Consider the following 16,803-nt stretch of genomic DNA (forward strand, 5'->3'; position numbering starts at 1 on the left):
CCTCAGTACCCAATCGCGGCGCCGTCGCCACGTGGGTCGGCACCCGCCTCCAGCAGACCCCGCTCGGCGTCGATCCGGATCGCCTGGGCGTGGCCCATGTTGTCGTCCCAGTTCGGCAGCATTCGTACCGGCTGGCCACGGCGTTGCAGCTCGCGCACCACCTCGTCGGAGATGCGCCCCTCCAGGGAGAGGTCCTGGGCCGTGGTGCCCCACGTCCGACCCATCAGCCACCGCGGTGACTCGATCGCCTGCTGCACGTCGTACCCGAAGTCGATCAAGCGGGTGAGCAGTGCCGCGTGGGTCTGCGGCTGCCCCTCGCCACCCATCGACCCGAAGGCCAGCCACGGCCGCCCGTCGCGGCAGACCAGCCCCGGAATGAGGGTGTGGAAGGTGCGCTTCCCCGGCTCCATCCGGTTGGGGTGCCGCTCGTCGAGGGAGAAGAAGGAGCCCCGGTTCTGCGGGATGATCCCGGTGTCCGCGGAGACGATCCCCGCGCCGAAGTCGTGGTAGATCGACTGGATGGCGGAGACGACCAGCCCGCGGTCGTCGACGACGCTGAACGCGCAGGTGTCCCCCTCCGGTGCCCGCCGGCGGGCCTCCGGCCCGAAGCGGATCCCCGGTTCGACGTCGGCCATGACCATCGCCCGGTCCGGCCGGATCAGCTCCCGGCGCCGGGCCGCGTACGCCTTGTCGAGCAGTTCGGGGACCGGAATGTCCACCCAGTGCCGGTCGGTCAGCCACTCGTCGCGGTCGGCGAAGGCCAGCTTCACCGCCTCGGCCAGGTGGTGGTAGTAGTCCGGGGTGCCGTCGCCCCAGGCGGCCACGTCGTAGCCCTCGATCAGGTTGAGGATCTGCAGGGCGGCGAAGCCCTGCGTGTTCGGTGGCATCTCGTAGACGGTGTGTCCCCGGTAGTCGGTGGCGATCGGCTCCTCCCAGTGGGCCTGGTAGGCGGCCAGGTCGTCCGGGTGCAGCGGCGAGCCCCGCTCGGCGATCCCGGCGCAGAAGCGCCGCCCGAGGTCGCCCTCGTAGAAGCCGGCGCGGGCGCCCTGCGTAGCGATCAGTTCCAGCGAACGGGCCAGTTCCGGCTGGGCGATCCGCTCCCCCTCACGCCGCGCGCGCCCCTGCGGGGCGAACAGCCGCGCGGTCGAGGACTCCGCGCCGAGCAGGTCGAGATCCTCCACCAGCCAGTCGGCGAGCGAGCGGGCCACCGGCATGCCGTGTCGCGCGTAATGGATGGCGTCGTCGAACAGGCTCGCCCAGGGGAGCCGGCCGTAGCGCTCGTGAGCCAGCCGCCAGCCGTCCACCGCGCCCGGCACGGTCAGCGCCGACAGGGGGCCGCGCGACGGCACCTCGTCGGTGTGGCCCCGCTCGCCGTAGTAGTCACGGGTGGCCGCCTGGGCCGCGGGGCCGGAGGCGTTCAGCGCGTGCACCGCGCCGTCCGGCTCGGCCAGCAGCCAGAAGCCGTCACCGCCCAGACCCGCCATGTGCGGGTATGCCACGCAGAGCAACGCGTTGACCGCGATCGTGGCGTCCACCGCGCTGCCTCCGGCGCGCAGCACCGCCAGGCCGGCACCGCTGGCCAGGTGGTGCGGCGAGGTGACCATCCCGCGGTCGGCGCGGGTCGGCGGACGGCCGGTACGGGGTCCGTGCGGTGCGGTCATGTCCTCCCTTTCGGCTGGTACGGCTGCGGGTTGGCGAAGGCCTCGGTGGTGGTGACGAAGCCCCAGCACTGCTTGGTGTTGAACAGCACCGCGTCCTTGCAGTAGGCGGGACTGGAGGTGGCGGTGGCGTCGGCGATGAGCACCGGGTTGTAGTCGCGGAAGTAGGCGTCCTCCAGGGTGGTGCTGACGCACTGGTCGGCGTTGACCCCGCAGACGTAGAGGGTCTGAATGCCCTGGGTACGCAGGACCTGGTCGAGGTGGGTGCCGTAGAAGCCGCTCATCCGTACCTTCTCGACGTGGATGTCGTCGTCGGCCATGTAGCCCTTCAGCTCGTCGACCATCTCCGCGCCCCACGACCCGGCGGTGAGCACCGGACCGTTGTCCAACTCCTCCCCGATCCCGACCTGATCGAGTCGGTGCTTGAACGAGTGCAGCGTCGGCGCGCCGAGGTTGCGCAGGTCCGGCCGGTTGTGCCAGTAGATCCAGATGACGAACATGCCGTGCCGCCGCGCGGCGTCGATCGCCCGCTGCACGCCCGGGATGGCGGCCCGGCACGCCTCATGGTCGAGCCCGGAGCGTTCGGTCCAGCCGCCCGGTGCGCAGAAGTCGTTCTGCATGTCCACCACGGCCAGCGCGCCCCGGTCCAGGTTGTCGACGAACGGCAGCAGTTCGGCGTCGAACCGGACCAGCTCCCCCTCGGTGTGGTGCGGCGCCAGATGGACGTGGTCCTCGTACAGGTACCAGCGGTCGGCGCTGGCGCCCAGTTGCACCCCACCGTCGCCGGTCTCGCGGTAGATCTCCCGGTACGCGGCCATGTCAGTCCTCACCGTCCGACGGCGCGAACCGCAGCACGACCGGGATCCCGCCCGCGACGGCCACCAGGGCCAGCCCGGTCCACCACAGCGCCGGCAGTTCGCCGTCGGTGCCCAGGCTCAACGCGGGCAGGGCCGCCAGGAACAGCACCATCGCCAGCAGCAGCCAGCGCAGTTCGGTCATCTCTCCGCTCCTTCCGGGTCACACGAACAGCAGGGTCAGCAGCCCGATCACCACGGCGGCGGTGAGGGTCCACGGCAGCGTCTTGCGCAGCACCGCACCCTCCTGGCCGACGATGCCGGCGGTGCCGGTACCGAGCACGATGTTGGCCGGGGCGATGGCGTTGCCGATCGCTCCACCGGCGCTCTGGGCGCCGATGACCGCGCTCTCGGACAGGCCGGTGCCGGCCGCCACGCCCTGCTGCAACTGACCGAACAACACGTTCGAGGCGGTGTTGCTGGAGGTCATGAAGGCACCGATCAGTCCGATGAGGTTGGCGGCGAACGCGTACAGCAGGGGTGGCGAGATCCGCTCGATGCCCTGGGCCAGCACGTCGGTTTGCCCCGAGTGCTCCATCACGCCCGCCAGGATCAGGAAGGACAGGATGGCCACCGAGGCCGGCGTGGCGTCGGCCGCCAGGCTCGACCAGACCGGCTGCCGTCCGTGCCGCTCCGCCCGGGCGGCGAAGAAGCCCTTGGCTCGGAAGACGAGCCAGGTCACCAGGACCGCCACGATCAGCGAGAAACCCGGATGGGTGAACGGGGCGATGGCGGAGTAGGGCTGCTCCGCCTCGGTGGCCACGTCGTAACCCGTGCTGACCTCGGGGAAGGGGAAGCCGAACTCGATGCGGTCCAGCGCCGCCTCCACCGGCGGGACGGCGAGGGTGAACACCGCGACGGCGGTGAGCACCGCGTACGGCAGCAGCGCCCAGGACAGGCTCATCGTCGGCGCGCGCTCGTCCTCGTTGTCGTCCTCGGCCGCCTCCTCGGCCTTCTCCTCCTTCATCGCCGGACGGTCCGGCACGTCGCGGGCCGGCTCCCGGTAGCGGGACCAGCGCGACAGCGGGTAGAGCGCCACGAGCGCCACGGTGGCGGCGAGGAAGGTCGACAGGACCGGCTCCCAGTACATGATCACGAACTGGAGGCCGGCGTGGATGGCGGAGATGATCAGAATGAACGGCCAGGCCAGCCGCAGCGCCGGCCCCTTGCCGGCCATCCACGCGATGGCCGCCCCCGCCATCAGGGTCACCGGGGCCAGCAGCGCCGCGGTGACCAGGGTGGTGGTCAGCTCGTCCTCGACGTCGACCACCTGGAGAGTGGCCAGCCAGCCCACCGCCAGGGTGCCGAACATGTTCGCCCAGGCGTGCCCGATCAGCGGGATGACCACGGCGTAGACCGCCCGCACCCCGATCGCGAGCAGCAGCGGCGCCACGATCGCGATCGGTGCGCCGAAGCCGGCGATGCCCTGCATGAAGGAGGCGAAGACCCAGCCGAAGGCGAGCACCAGGAAGACATGGTTACGGCTGTACCGGGACAGTCCCCGACGCAGGGCGTCGAAGGCGCCGGCAGCGGTGCCGATCCGGTACAGCAGCAGCGCCGGCCAGATCACCAGCAGGATGAACACCGCGTCCCAGACGCCCTTGCCCGCGCCGACCGCGACCGACTCCCACGGCGTACGGAAGAACAGCAGCGCGACCGCGATGGCGAGGAACATGCCCACCGGCCCGGCCTGCGGCGCCTTCCAGCGCAGCACCGCGAGCAGCACCAGGAGCAGGAGGATCGGACTGATCGCCAGCAACCACGTTCCAAGGTTGATCGGCAGGGTTGTCTCCGGCATGTCCCTCCTGTCCGCCGATGGTGGGTTCCGGCTCCCTTACCCGGCAGAACCGGTGACATGCGCTGCGTGAATGACAAATCGCTGCGTAAGCGCTCAAACACCTGCGGCGGTCGGCGTTGGCGACAAACATGGTTAGCCTGAGAGGCCAGTGAGATTGCCGCGGCACATGAGGCTCACACGTCGCGAACGAAACGGCGGGGCCAGGTGCTCTTGTAGAGAGCTGCCGTGACGGCGACGAGGAGGAGGCCCGTGACACAACAGACCTGGGACGAAGTTGGCGGTCTGCTGCCGTACGACGAGTTCCGCGCCGCGAGTGACGCGATCGTGGCCAACATCGAACAGGTCATCGAGGGCAAGACCGCGACCGTGCGGCTGGCCCTGGCCGTCCTGCTCGCCGAGGGTCACCTCCTCATCGAGGACGTGCCCGGCGTCGGCAAGACCAAGCTGGCCAAGGCCCTGGCGAGGTCGATCGACTGCTCGGTACGCCGCATCCAGTTCACGCCCGACCTGCTGCCCAGCGACGTCACCGGGGTGAGCGTCTACAACCAGGAGACGCACGACTTCGAGTTCCGTCCGGGTGCCGTCTTCGCCAACCTGGTCGTCGGCGACGAGATCAACCGGGCCTCGCCGAAGACCCAGTCGGCGTTGCTGGAGTGCATGGAGGAGCGACAGGTCACCGTCGACGGGGTGACCTACCAGTTGCAGACGCCGTTCATGGTGATCGCCACCCAGAACCCGATCGAGATGGAGGGCACCTACCCGCTGCCGGAGGCGCAACGCGACCGGTTCACCGCCCGCATCGCCATGGGCTATCCCGACCCGACCGCCGAGCTGGCCATGCTCGACGGGCACGGAGCGGTCGACCCGCTCTCCGGGCTGCGACCCGTCTCCGACGCCGACACCGTGCGCCGGCTGATCGGGCACGTCCGGCAGGTGCATGTCGCCGACGCGGTCAAGCAGTACGCGGTCGACCTGGTCACCGCGACCCGCGAGTCACCCGACCTGCGCCTGGGAGCCTCCCCCCGGTGCACGCTGCAGATGCTGCGCACCGCCCGCGCGGTCGCCGCCCTCGACGGACGCGACTACGTCCTGCCCGACGATCTCCAGGTGCTCGCCGTGCCGGTGCTGGCGCACCGGATCATCCCCACCGCCGACGCCCAGCTCGCCCGGCGTACCACCGACGCGATCGTCGCCGACCTGGTGCACCGGCTGCCGCTGCCGCACGACCGCAAGCGTTCGCCGTACGACACCCGGCCACCGAGCGGCAACGGCCGGGCCACCTTCGAGCCGCGGAGGCCGTGACGTGCGTGACGGGCTGCGCGGGCTGACCACCCGCGGCCGTTCCTTCCTGGCCGCCGCCGTGGCGGCGGCCATCTCCGCCGGCATCCTCGGCGAGAAGGACCTGCTGCGGGTGGCCGTGCTGTTGGCCGTCCTGCCGCTGCTCGCCGCGCTCTACGTCGGCCGCAGCCGGTACAAGCTCGCCTGCCACCGGTCGCTGGAGCCGCACCGGGTGCCGGTCGGCGCGACCGCCCGGGTGGTGCTGCGCCTGCAGAACATGTCCCGGCTGCCCACCGGCACCCTGCTGCTGGAGGACCGACTCCCGTACGCCCTCGGCAGCCGGCCCCGGGTGGTGCTGGAACGTCTCGGCGCGCACCAGGCCAGTTCGGTGGCCTACACGGTGCGCGCCGACGTGCGCGGCCGGTACGAGGTGGGGCCGCTGGTGGTGCGGATGACCGATCCCTTCGGGCTGTGCGAACTCAGTCGCGCCTTCCCCGGCACCGACCGCCTCACGGTCGTCCCGCAGGTGGTGCCGCTGCCGTCGGTGCGGCTGCCGGGTGAGTACGCCGGCAGCGGCGAGAGCCGGGCCCGCTCGGTGGCGGTGCACGGCGAGGACGACGCGGCCACCCGGGAGTACCGCCGCGGTGACGACCTGCGTCGGGTGCACTGGAAGTCGACCGCGCGCACCGGCGAGCTGATGGTGCGGCGGGAGGAGCAGCCCTGGGAGAGCCGGGCGACGGTGCTGCTGGACACCCGGGCGTACGGCCATCAGGGCGACGGCCCGACGGCCAGCTTCGAGTGGGCGGTCTCGGCCGCCGCCAGTATCGCCGTGCACCTGCGCCAGGCCGGCTACAAACTGCGCCTGGTCACCGGGGCGGGCGCGGACGTCGACGCCAGCGAGGGCGCCGGCGACGGGCTGCTGCTCGACCAGCTCGCGGAGGTCCGGCTGGACCAACGGGTCGAGATCACCACTCTGGTGCAGCATGTCCGGCAGCGCGCCGACGGTGGGCTGATCATCGGTCTGTTCGGGTCGCTGAGCACCGCCGAGGCGGAACTGCTGGCGGGGCTGCGGGCCAACGGCGCCACCTGTGTCTGCTTCCTGTTGGACAGCTCCGCCTGGCTCAACCTGCCGACACACGCGCGGGCCGAAGCAGACCAGGCGCACGACACCGCCGCGCTGGCGCTGCTGCAGTCCGGCTGGCGGGTGATCGGCGTCGACCACGGCGGCCGGCTGCCGGCGCTCTGGCCGCAGGCCGGGCGGGGCTCGCAGGGGTTCGCGCTGCGGGCGGCGATGGCCGAGACCGTGGCGGGTGGCGTGCGATGAACGGAAGGTCCCCCTCATGATCGCCCATCGGAACCTGGGCCTGGTGGCCGCCGGCGCGACGCTGCTCGCGGCGGCACCGCTGTCGGCCATCTTCGAACGCTGGACGTGGTTGGTCCAGGCGGTCATCGCGGTGGCCGCGGTGGCGGCCGCCGCGGCGCTGGCCCGGCTCGGGCGCACCCCGCTGTGGGTGCAGATCCTGGCCATGGCCGGCGGCCTCACGCTCGCCCTGACCTGGCTGTTTCCCAGCGGTTCGGAACTGCTGGCGGTGCTGCCCACCCCGGCCACCTTCGGGCACTTCGCGGAGCTGCTCGGCAACTCGGTCGAGGACATGCGCTCCCACGGGGTGAAGGTCCCGGACACCGATCCGCTGCTGTTCATCACCGTGCTCGGCATCGGCGGGGTGGCGGTGCTGGTGGACGTGCTCTGCGTCGGGCTGCGCCGACCCGCCCTGGCCGGTCTGCCGATGCTGGCCATCTACTCGGTGCCGGTGGCCGTCTACGTGGACAGCGTCCCGCCGGTGCCGTTCGCGATCGGCGCCGCCGGCTTCCTCTGGCTGCTGGTCACCGACAACGTGGACCGGGTACGCCGGTTCGGCCGGCGGTTCACCGGCGACGGCCGCGACGTCGACGTGTGGGAGTCCTCCCCGCTCTCCGCCGCCGGCCGGCGACTGGCGGTGGTGGGCCTGGCGCTGGCCGTGCTGGTGCCGCTGGCCGTACCGGGGATGACCGCCGGGCTGATGACCACGCTGAACTCGGGGGCCGGCTCCGGGATCGGTCCCGGGTTCGGGGGCGCCCCCGGTCGGGTCGACCTCTTCGCCGCGCTCAGCGGACAGCTCAACCAGTCCCAGGTGACCGACCTGGTGAAGGTCACCACCACCGAGAAGGAGCCGTTCTACCTGCGCTTCGGTGTCGCCGACGACCTGCGTAACGACGGCTTCCGGGTGCGTTCGCCCAACGGTCGGCGGGTCACCGGCGAGTTGCCCGATCCGTCGGAGCGGTCGCTGCCCGGCGTGGAACGGACCCGGCAGCGGGCCACCGTGGAGGTGAGCCGCGACCTGAACATGCCGCTGCTGCCGGTGTACGCCGAGCCGGTCGGCTTCGCCGAACTCGGCAACAACTGGTTCTACGACCCGAACCTCCAGGTCGTCTTCTCCAACCGGGAGAACTCCCGGAGCAAGCAGTACTCCTTCGACTACGTACGCTCCTCGTACACCCCGCAGGCGCTCCGCCGGGCCCAGCCGCTGCCGGCGGACCTGCCGTTGCGCCGCCAGCAGACGGTGACGCCGGACGTGCCCGAGGTGCGGGCGCTGGTGGAGGACCTGACCCGGGGGGCGCGCACCGAGTACGACAAGGTGCGCGCCATCTACGACTACTTCTCCGAGGACAACGGCTTCAGCTACCGGCTCAGCACCGAACAGGGCACCAGTGGCCAGGCGATCCTCGACTTCCTGGAGAACAAGGTCGGCTACTGCCAGCAGTACGCGGCGGCGCTGGCGTGGATGGTCCGCGACGCGGGGATCCCGGCGCGGGTCGCCTTCGGATTCACCAACGGCAGCCGACGCAGCGACGACACCCTCACGCTGACCAACCGCAACCTGCACGCCTGGACCGAGGTCTACTTCGACCAGATCGGCTGGGTGCCCTTCGACGCCACGCCGACCTACGGCGTGCCGGGCTCGACCCGTTCGGCGTGGGCGCCGGACATCGACGCCCCGGAGGAGACCACGCCGCAGACCGGCACCGCGGGCACGCCCGACGAGGCGGACCCGTCGGCCGGACCGGACCGGGGACCGGACCAGTTCGAGGAGGGCGAGGACCCGGGCGCGGCGGTCGGTTCCGACACTCCCGCGCGGCAGACGCCGATCTGGCCGTGGCTGGCCGTCGTCGGCGTCCTCGGGCTGCTGGTCCTGCTGGCCGTGCCGGCGCTGCGCCGGCTCGCTCTGCGTCGCCGTCGGGGCCGGCCGGCACCGGCGGTGCGTACCGTGGACACGCCGGACGACGCTCCGGACGCGACCGGCCAACCGGTCGTGGTCGTCGCCACCGATCCGGACCGGGCGCGCGCCGACGCGCACGCCGCCTGGGACGAGTTGATCGACACGCTGGTCGACTACCGGGTCCGGGTCGACCGGACGGAGACCCCACGGGCCACGGCGGAACGGTTGGCCCGGGAGCGGCTGACCGCGCACACCGAGGCCGGCTCGGCGGTACGCCTGCTCGGCCGGGCGGAGGAGCGGGCCCGCTATGCCCGGGACCCGTTGACCGGCGAGCCACTGCCGGCGGCCCTGCGGACCGTACGTGGTGCGCTCGCCGAGCAGGCGGACCGACGGACCCGGTTGGTGGCGACCGTGCTGCCGCCGTCGGTGCTGCAGCGCTGGCGCACCGCCGTCGCGGACAACTCGTCGCGGCTGGTCAACTCCGGCGGCCAGGTCCGTCGGCGGCTGCTGCGCTTCAGTCCGCGCCGGCTGATCGCCAGTCGCGCGGCGGGTCGCTGACCTGCTGAGTCGCCCCGCCGGGCGGACCCGGCGACGGGCTGAGGAGACGGAACGGGCCGGTCACCGCAACGGTGACCGGCCCGGTTTGCATGTCGACCATGAGGGCTGGGGAGGGACCGGCCGACGCGAAGGCGCTCGGCTCCGCTGCACGCCCGCAGGTCAGGCCGGCTGGCAGCTGGTGGGTCAGCGGGCACAGGCAACGCGACGCGCTCGAACGGCACCCTGGCCGGTCGAGCGCCACTCACCCCCCGGGCGGCTTGCCCGGGGGGACATGCTCCTCGTCAGCAGCAGCGCAATGGGTTCAGCGATGGCCCTCCGGGCGCTGCCGCCACCGGTCCTCCATCCGGTCGAGGAAACCCGACCGCCGGCCGGCACGACCTCGGGATCGGCGACGACTCGCCGTGCCCCCGACGACATGCAGGTCAGGTGACTGCGCCCGACGGTGCGACTGCACCGCGAACGCCGCCGAGGCCAGCATGACAACGAATCCCGCCACTGCCAACGGCGGAGTCTTGATCACCGCGCCATAGACCAGCAACGCCAGGCCAGCGATGATCACGCCGGCGGCGACGAGCAGGCGACGCCGCGCGTGGAAGCGCGGATCGCTGGCGCGCACGGCCGAGGCGAACTTGGGGTCCTCGGCAAGCGACCGCTCGATCTGCTCGAACAGCCGCTGCTCGTGCTCCGAGAGCGGCACGGCACTCCTCCCCGGTCACGTTGGTCGGTCCGGTCGGACCGACAGACCGTGGCAGCCAACCGGCTGCTTACCCGCAAGTCTACGAGGGCCCTCGCGCGTCGGAAAGCGGGACGACCTACGGCCGGGCCGGATTTTCATTTCGTCGCTGATCGCGCCTGGTGAGAAGACTGGCCGGACCTATGACGGACCGCCCGAAACGGGCAGCCGCGGCGTCGGCGGCGACCTCCGCCTCCCGCCAGCCCCGCTCCGGCTGCCCGAGGGCGAGTTGCCGCGGTGTCTCGGCCGCCGCCGTCAACCCCTCCGCCCGCACACCGAGCAGGCGGATCCGCTCACCCGGGTCCAGCACGGTGTAGAGCGCCCACGACGTGTCGAACATCTCCCGGGCCACGTCGGTGGGCACGTCCAGGGTGCGCGCCCGGGTCACCGTGCGGAAGTCGGCGGTACGCACCTTGAGCGACACCGTCCGCCCCACCTGTCCGCTGGCTCGCAGCCGGGCACCGACCTTCTCCGCCAGGGCCAGCAGCGTACGCCGGATCTCGACCGGGTCGTCGACGTCCACGTCGAAGGTGACCTCCGCGCCGATGGATTTCTCCGCCTGCTCCGGAGTGACCCGGCGCGGGTCCCGCCCCCAGGACAGCTCGTGCAGGTGTGCGGCGGCCGCTTCGCCGACCGCGGTCCGCAACATGCCGAGCGGTGCCTGCGCGAGGTCACCGATCGTACGCAGACCGAGCCGTGACAGTGCCTGCTCGGAGCGCTCCCCGACCCCCCACAGCGCGGCGACCGGCAGCGGGTGGAGGAAGTCGAGCACCCGGTCGGCGGGCACCACCAGCAGACCGTCGGGCTTGGCCCGGGTCGAGCCGAGCTTGGCCACGAACTTGCTCGGCGCGACCCCCACCGAGCAGGTCAGCCCCTGCTCGGTGGCGACCCGTTCCCGGATGCGGCGGGCGATCGCCGCCGGTGGACCGAACAGGCGGCGGGCACCGGCGACGTCGAGGAACGCCTCGTCCAGGGAGAGCGGCTCGACCAGCGGCGTGACGTCCCGGAAGATCTGCATGACCGCCCGCGAGGCCGCCGAGTAGCGAGTGAAGTCGGGGGCGAGGAAGACCGCGTGCGGGCAGAGGGCACGGGCCCGCATGGTGGGCATGGCGCTGCGGACGCCGTACCGCCGGGCCTCGTAGCTGGCCGAACTGACCACGCCGCGCGGGCCGATGCCGCCGACCACGACGGCCCGGCCACGCAGCTCGGGTCGGTGGCGAACCTCCACCGAGGCGTAGAACGCGTCCATGTCGACGTGCAGGATCGGACAGCCGGCGTCGTCGGCGCCGGGCCCGAACCGGGGATCGCCGCCCCGGGGCAACGACTGGCTGCGGCCCACCCGCGCAGGTTAGCCCGCCGGGGTGACATTCCGACCGGTCAACCCCGGATCACCAGCAGCGGAATGGTCATCTCGGTCGCCGTGTCCGCGCCGTGGAAGGCCACCAGCCGGGACACCATCGGCGGCTCCGACCGACTGGCCAGCACGGCGTACGTGTCGTTGCAGATCACCACGACGTCGCCGATGCGGTCCAGATGGTCGGTGGGCACCGGCCCGAACCGGCCGCTGGCCACCGCCTCCTCCCGGGTCAGCACCCGGGCGGCGGTGCCGAGCACGGCCGACCAGGCCGCCACCACGTCGGCGGTGGCTCCCGGGGCGACGTGCAGGTAGCGCACCCGGGGCTCGCCCGCGACCACCCGCACACCGTCGGTCAGCCGGGGGTCGGTGTCCAGGTCGAACCGGTGCGCCTCGGGGATGTCGAGCTGCCCGTGGTCGGCGGTGACCAGCAGCGCCGCGTCGGGCGGCAGCCCGTCCACCAGTCGGGCCAGCAGCCCGTCCAACTCGGTCACCGCCACCCGCCACGGCAGCGAGTCGACGCCGCTGAGGTGACCGTGCCGGTCGACGTCCGGGTGGTACGCGGAGACCAGGGTCGGGCCCGGCCCGGCGGTCAACGCGGCCAGCGTGGTGGCGGCCACCGCGTCGACCCCGGCCGCGCCCCGGTAGTCACCGCCCCGGTTCGCGGCCAGGGTCAGGCCGGTCCCACCGAACTCCGGCCGGCTCACCACGGTCACCGCCACACCCGCCGTCCGGGCCCGCTCCAACTGGGTGGGGACCGGCTGCCAGCGCAGCGGATCGGGGTCGCCGGCGAGCCACTCGATGTGGTTGAGCACCCGCTCGGTGCCCGGGACACGCAGGGTGAAGCCGAGCACCCCGTGCGCGCCGGGTGCCGCGCCGGTGCCCAGGGTGACCAGGCTGGTCGGGGTGGTGGAGGGAAAGCCCGAGGTGAGGGGACGGCCCGACGCGGCGGTCAGCCCGGTCAGGGTGGGTGCGTACGGCGCGGCGGTCGGGATCTGATACCAACCCAGGCCGTCGACCAGCAGCACCGCGATCCGGCGCACCTCGGGCAGTTCGGCGGCGAGGCCGAGCGGATCGGCCGCGCCCGGGACGCCGAGCACCGCGAGGGCGCTGGGCAGCACGTCGGCGAGGCTGCCGCCGCCGTATCCCGGTGCGACGATCTCCAGCGGCCGGGCCCGGCCGATCACGCCGCTCATGTCGGGCGGCGGGCGAACAGGTGCAGCTGGGCGGCGACGTCCCGCCAGGGCGGTTGCGCGGCCAGTGCCCGCTCCAGCTCGACCAGGGCAGCGGCCTGACCGTCCGCCACGGCCGCGGGAAGCAGGTCGGCGAGGACGCGTACGCCGTGGATCTCCTCGACGTTGAGCCCGGCGGCGACCAGCAGCGCGGCGGCGCCCTCGACGTCGAAGCGCCGACGCAGCGTGTCCCGGGCACCGGCGGTGCCGGCCGGGTCGGCGGCCAGCGTCGCGGCCGCGTCGAGGTGGCCGTTCATCGCTCGGCCGAGCACCGCCGCGGCCCGCCCGGCGACCAGCACGCTCGCCGCGCCACCCGGTCGCAGCACGCCGGCCAGCGCGGACACCACCGGCGCCGGGTCGTCGACGACCTCCAGCACGGCGTGACAGAGCACCAGGTCGACGCTGGCCGGCTCGATCAGCCCGGCCAGCGCGTCGCCGTCGCCCTGCACCGCGCGTACCCGGTCGGCCACCCCGGCCTCCGTGGCCCGGCGACTGAGCGCCGCGAGCGCGTCGGGACTGGCGTCGACCACGGTCACCCGGTGCCCGGCCCGGGCCAGCGGCACGGCGAAGCCGCCGGTGCCACCCCCCACGTCCAAGACGGTCAGCTCGGCGGCCGGCCGGCGGTCCAGCTCGGCGCGCAGCACCGACCAGACCACGGCGGTACGGGGGGTGAGCGGCGGCCCGGCCGGGCCTGGGGTCTGTTCCACCCGGTCGAGCCTAGTCACGCCGACGTCGGCCGCCGAGCCCCCTCCGCGTGGCGGAGCATCGTGAATCATCCCTTGCGCCCGGTGGTGGCAATGCCCTCGACGAAGTGCCGCTGCGCGAGGAAGAACAGGATCAGCATCGGTACGGTGGCCAGCACGCTGCCCGCCAGCACGACCTCCCACTGCTGCTCACCGCCGTAGCCGAAGCGGTCCAGGACCACCTTCAGCCCGCGCGGGAGGGTGAACAACTGCTCGTCGCGCAGGTAGATCAACGGTTTCATCAGGTCCGTCCAACTGGCCTTGAACTCGAAGACGAACGCCACCAGCAGGGCCGGACGGATCAGTGGGAAGGCCAGCCGCCAGAACAGCTGTGGGTAGCTGGCGCCGTCGACCCGGGCCGCCTCGAAGTACTCCCGGGGCAGCGAGAGCAGGAACTGGCGCAGCAGGAAGATGTAGAACGCCGAGCCGAACAGGTTGCCCGCCCAGAGCGGCACCTGGGTGTCGGTGAGTCGTAGTTCCGACCAGATCAGGTAGGTCGGGATCATGGTCACCGCGAAGGGCAGCATCATGGTGGCCAGCACCAGCCCGAAGAGCAGATCCCGGCCGGGGAACCGGAAGTAGGCGAAGCCGAACGCGACCCAGGCGCTGGAGATGGTCACCGCCGCCGCCGCGGCCACGCCCACCACCAGGCTGTTGCCCAACCAGGTCATCAGGGGTACGGCCGACCACGCCTCGGCGTAGTTGCCGGGTGTGAAGGGGGTCGGCAGCAGGCCCGGAGCGAAGATGTACTCCCGGGGGCGCAGTGAGGCGCTGATCAACCAGACGAAGGGCAGCGTGAAGATCACCGCCGCGGCCACCAGCAGGGTCACGAAGACCGCCCGCCGCCACCACGGCCCCGCGCCGGCTTCAGGGCCGGGTGGCCGCGCGGCGACCATCGGCTCGGCCGGCGTCGCGACGGCGGCCCGTTCGACCGCGGCGGTCATCGCCGTGCCCCTGTTGGATTCCCCGGTCGGGGGTGCTCGGCGCTGACCGCGCCGTTGCCGCTGGCACGCGTCATGACTCATCCCCCTCGTAGTAGACGAACCGGTTGCTGAGTTTCACCTGCACCAACGTGATCAACAGGATGATCACGAAGAGCAGCCAGGCCATCGCCGAGGCGAACCCCATGTGCAGGAACTGGAACGCCTCCTGGAACAGGTGGATGACGTAGAAGGTGGCCGCGTCGCTGTTGAAGCTGCCCTGGGTCTGCCGGTTGCCGAAGTACATGGTGTAGACCTCGGTGAACATCTGCAGTGACGCGATGGTGTTGACGATGAGGGTGAAGAAGAGCGCTCCCGAGATCATCGGCAACGTCACGTGCCGGAATCGGGCCCAGCCTCCGGCCCCGTCGATCGCCGCCGCCTCGTACAGGTCCCGCGGCACGTTCTGCAACGCCGCCAGATAGATGATCACCGTCGACCCGAGGCTCCACAGACTCATCAGAACGATGCCGGGCATCACCCAGGACGGGTCGGTGGTCCAGCTCGGCCCCTGCACCCCCACCAGCGCCAACGCCCGGTTGATCAAGCCGTCCTGCGTGTTGAGCAGGAGCAGGAACAGAATGCCGACGGCCACCGCCGGGGTCATCACCGGCAGGTAGAAGACGGTACGGAAGAAGCCCTGCCACCGGCCCACCCGCTTGAGCAACAACGCCAGCCCCAGCGAAAGCGCCATCGACAGCGGCACGTGCAACGCCGTGTAGTACACGGTGTTGCCCAGGCTGCGCGCCACCGTGGGATCGGCCATCAACTGCCGGTAGTTGTCCAGGCCGGTGTACCGGGGGGCGTTGATCACGTCGTACTCGGTGAAGCTGAGCCAGGCGCTGGCGATCATCGGCCCCGCCTGGAACACCAGGAACCCGACGATCCAGGGCGCGAGGAAGAGGTACGCCCACCGTGCCTCCCGACGGGCCAGCGGCGTACGGCGCCGCCGGTCCGTGGTGGTGATGACGGTCGCCGCCATCGGTGGGCCTACCTCGACGCCCGTTCGAGGGCGGCGGTGGCCTCCCGTTGTGCTCTCGCGAGGGCCTCGCCCGGTTCCGTCTGGCCGGAGAGCACCCGGTTGACGGCGTCGGTCCACGCCTTGTCGAACTCGGCTCCGGCCGGTGAGGCGGGCAACGCGAAGGCGGCGTCCTGCACCGATCGGATGACCTCGACCGCATCGTCGAAGCGCTGGTTGCCGGTCGGCTGGTAGAGCTCCTCGAAGATGCGCCTGTCGGCCTCGGCGTTACCGGTCCAGACCCCGGTGAACGGCTGACCCTCCGCCCGACGCGCCTCGGCACGGGCCTTCGCCGCCGCCAACCACGTTTCGGTGGCGGTCATCCGCTTGACGAAGGCACAGGCCGCGTCCGGGTTCTTCGCGCCCTTGGTGACGACCCAGGCCTGCCCGGAGGACATCGTGAGCGGGTTGCCCTGCCGGTCGACGAAGGGCTTGACGATCAGTTCCGCGTCCGGGCTGTTCTTGGCCGCCTGGTTGAGGAACCACTCCTCCATCGGCCAGGCCGCGATCTGCTCCTCGGTGAGGGGATTCTGCGCCCCGAAGAAGTCGAAGGTGTCCCGGAAGGACTTGAATCTGCCCCAGCCGCCCTGCTCCCGGACCAACCCCACGGTGGTGGTCAGCGCCTCGACCACCTTCGGGTCGTCCAGTCGGGCGGTCCGGCCGTCGGCGGAGATCATGTCGACGCCGTTCGCCTTGGCCCACATCGGCAGGAACTCGGGGATCTTGGGGTCGACGCCGATGCGGGACAGCCGGCCGCCGGAGACCCGCGCCAGCTTGTCGCTGACCGTGGCCAGGGCGGTCCAGTCGGCGAGCTCGACCTGTTCGGGGGTGACCCCCGCCTGACGGAGCACCGCCTCGTTGAGGTAGAGCACCCGGACGGTGGAGAACTCGGGGATGCCGTAGACGACACCGTCGAGGGTGACCTGCTCGCGGGCGGCCGGACGGTACTGCCCCAGGTCGATGTCCTGGTCCTCGACGCAGTCGGTGAGCGGTTGGATGGAGCCGCGGGTCGCGTACGTGCCGACGAGTTTGCGGTCCATGTAGACCAGATCGGGTGGGTTGCCCGAGGCCACCGCCGACAGGAACTGCTGCTCGTCGAAGGCACCTTCGGCGATTCTCAGGTCGACGTTCGGGTGGTCCTGTCGGAAGGCATCCACCCGGGTGGTGGCGATCTCGTCGGAGAGACCGAAACCCATCGTGCTCAGCGCGCCCTCGGTGGCGGTCCCACCGCCACCGTCACCGCCGCCGCCCACTCCTCCGCAACCGCTGGCCGCCAGGGCCAGCGCCGCGGTGACCGCGGTCATCCGCAATGTGCGTGACATGGCACCCTCCCGAGACGA

14 protein-coding genes are annotated in these 16,803 nt (G+C 71.9%); 3 read left to right on the forward strand and 11 right to left on the reverse strand.

Annotation, left to right across the window (positions count from 1 at the left end; genetic code table 11):
- Window positions 1-2 precede the first annotated feature (2 nt).
- The 4 genes from ggt to SM447_RS18510 are packed head-to-tail and all read right to left on the reverse strand — an operon-like array spanning window position 3 to window position 4,310.
- The gene (gene ggt / locus SM447_RS18495) at window positions 3-1,661 is read right to left on the reverse strand and encodes a gamma-glutamyltransferase (protein WP_474574065.1); all 1,659 of its coding nucleotides are present in this window, start codon (window positions 1,659-1,661) and stop codon (window positions 3-5) included.
- Window positions 1,658-2,488, reverse strand: a complete 831-nt coding sequence (locus SM447_RS18500) for a cysteine hydrolase family protein (RefSeq protein ID WP_474574066.1) — start codon at window positions 2,486-2,488, stop codon at window positions 1,658-1,660. Before SM447_RS18500 ends, ggt begins: the two co-directional genes overlap by 4 nt.
- On the reverse strand, window positions 2,478-2,657 hold the full coding sequence (locus SM447_RS18505; RefSeq protein ID WP_474574067.1) for a hypothetical protein: 180 nt from the start codon (window positions 2,655-2,657) through the stop codon (window positions 2,478-2,480). The genes SM447_RS18500 and SM447_RS18505 overlap by 11 nt, the downstream gene beginning before the upstream one ends.
- 18 nt (window positions 2,658-2,675) lie before the next feature.
- On the reverse strand, window positions 2,676-4,310 hold the full coding sequence (locus SM447_RS18510; RefSeq protein WP_474574068.1) for an L-lactate permease: 1,635 nt from the start codon (window positions 4,308-4,310) through the stop codon (window positions 2,676-2,678).
- Between the two features lie 249 nt (window positions 4,311-4,559).
- Here SM447_RS18510 and SM447_RS18515 point away from each other — a divergent pair, with 249 nt between their 5' ends.
- From SM447_RS18515 to SM447_RS18525, 3 genes are read left to right on the forward strand one after another with little or no spacing between them, the layout of a single operon-like run.
- Complete coding sequence (locus SM447_RS18515; protein ID WP_474574069.1) at window positions 4,560-5,612, forward strand: AAA family ATPase; 1,053 nt, start codon at window positions 4,560-4,562, stop codon at window positions 5,610-5,612.
- A gap of 1 nt (window position 5,613) precedes the next feature.
- Window positions 5,614-6,912: a DUF58 domain-containing protein gene (locus SM447_RS18520; RefSeq protein WP_474574070.1), complete on the forward strand. Its 1,299-nt coding sequence runs from the start codon at window positions 5,614-5,616 to the stop codon at window positions 6,910-6,912.
- 16 nt (window positions 6,913-6,928) lie between these two features.
- Window positions 6,929-9,403, forward strand: a complete 2,475-nt coding sequence (locus tag SM447_RS18525; RefSeq protein WP_474574071.1) for a transglutaminase TgpA family protein — start codon at window positions 6,929-6,931, stop codon at window positions 9,401-9,403.
- A 301-nt stretch (window positions 9,404-9,704) separates the two neighbouring features.
- On the opposite strand, the gene SM447_RS18530 is transcribed toward SM447_RS18525, so the two are convergent.
- From SM447_RS18530 to SM447_RS18560, 7 genes are all read right to left on the reverse strand, one after another.
- Complete coding sequence (locus SM447_RS18530; RefSeq protein ID WP_099850992.1) at window positions 9,705-10,100, reverse strand: DUF3040 domain-containing protein; 396 nt, start codon at window positions 10,098-10,100, stop codon at window positions 9,705-9,707.
- Between the two features lie 115 nt (window positions 10,101-10,215).
- Window positions 10,216-11,475, reverse strand: coding sequence for a DNA polymerase IV (locus SM447_RS18535; RefSeq protein ID WP_474574072.1), 1,260 nt, complete (start codon window positions 11,473-11,475; stop codon window positions 10,216-10,218).
- A gap of 38 nt (window positions 11,476-11,513) precedes the next feature.
- Window positions 11,514-12,686: an alkaline phosphatase family protein gene (locus SM447_RS18540; RefSeq protein WP_474574073.1), complete on the reverse strand. Its 1,173-nt coding sequence runs from the start codon at window positions 12,684-12,686 to the stop codon at window positions 11,514-11,516.
- Complete coding sequence (locus SM447_RS18545; RefSeq protein WP_474574074.1) at window positions 12,683-13,498, reverse strand: methyltransferase domain-containing protein; 816 nt, start codon at window positions 13,496-13,498, stop codon at window positions 12,683-12,685. The genes SM447_RS18540 and SM447_RS18545 overlap by 4 nt, the downstream gene beginning before the upstream one ends.
- Entirely contained in the window at window positions 13,495-14,409 is a 915-nt protein-coding gene (locus SM447_RS18550) for a carbohydrate ABC transporter permease (protein WP_474574075.1), read from the reverse strand. Before SM447_RS18550 ends, SM447_RS18545 begins: the two co-directional genes overlap by 4 nt.
- A gap of 70 nt (window positions 14,410-14,479) precedes the next feature.
- The gene (locus tag SM447_RS18555) at window positions 14,480-15,427 is read right to left on the reverse strand and encodes a carbohydrate ABC transporter permease (protein WP_474574076.1); all 948 of its coding nucleotides are present in this window, start codon (window positions 15,425-15,427) and stop codon (window positions 14,480-14,482) included.
- Between the two features lie 8 nt (window positions 15,428-15,435).
- Complete coding sequence (locus SM447_RS18560; protein WP_474574077.1) at window positions 15,436-16,785, reverse strand: extracellular solute-binding protein; 1,350 nt, start codon at window positions 16,783-16,785, stop codon at window positions 15,436-15,438.
- Window positions 16,786-16,803: the final 18 nt, after the last annotated feature.

This window comes from Micromonospora aridisoli (genome assembly GCF_056150025.1).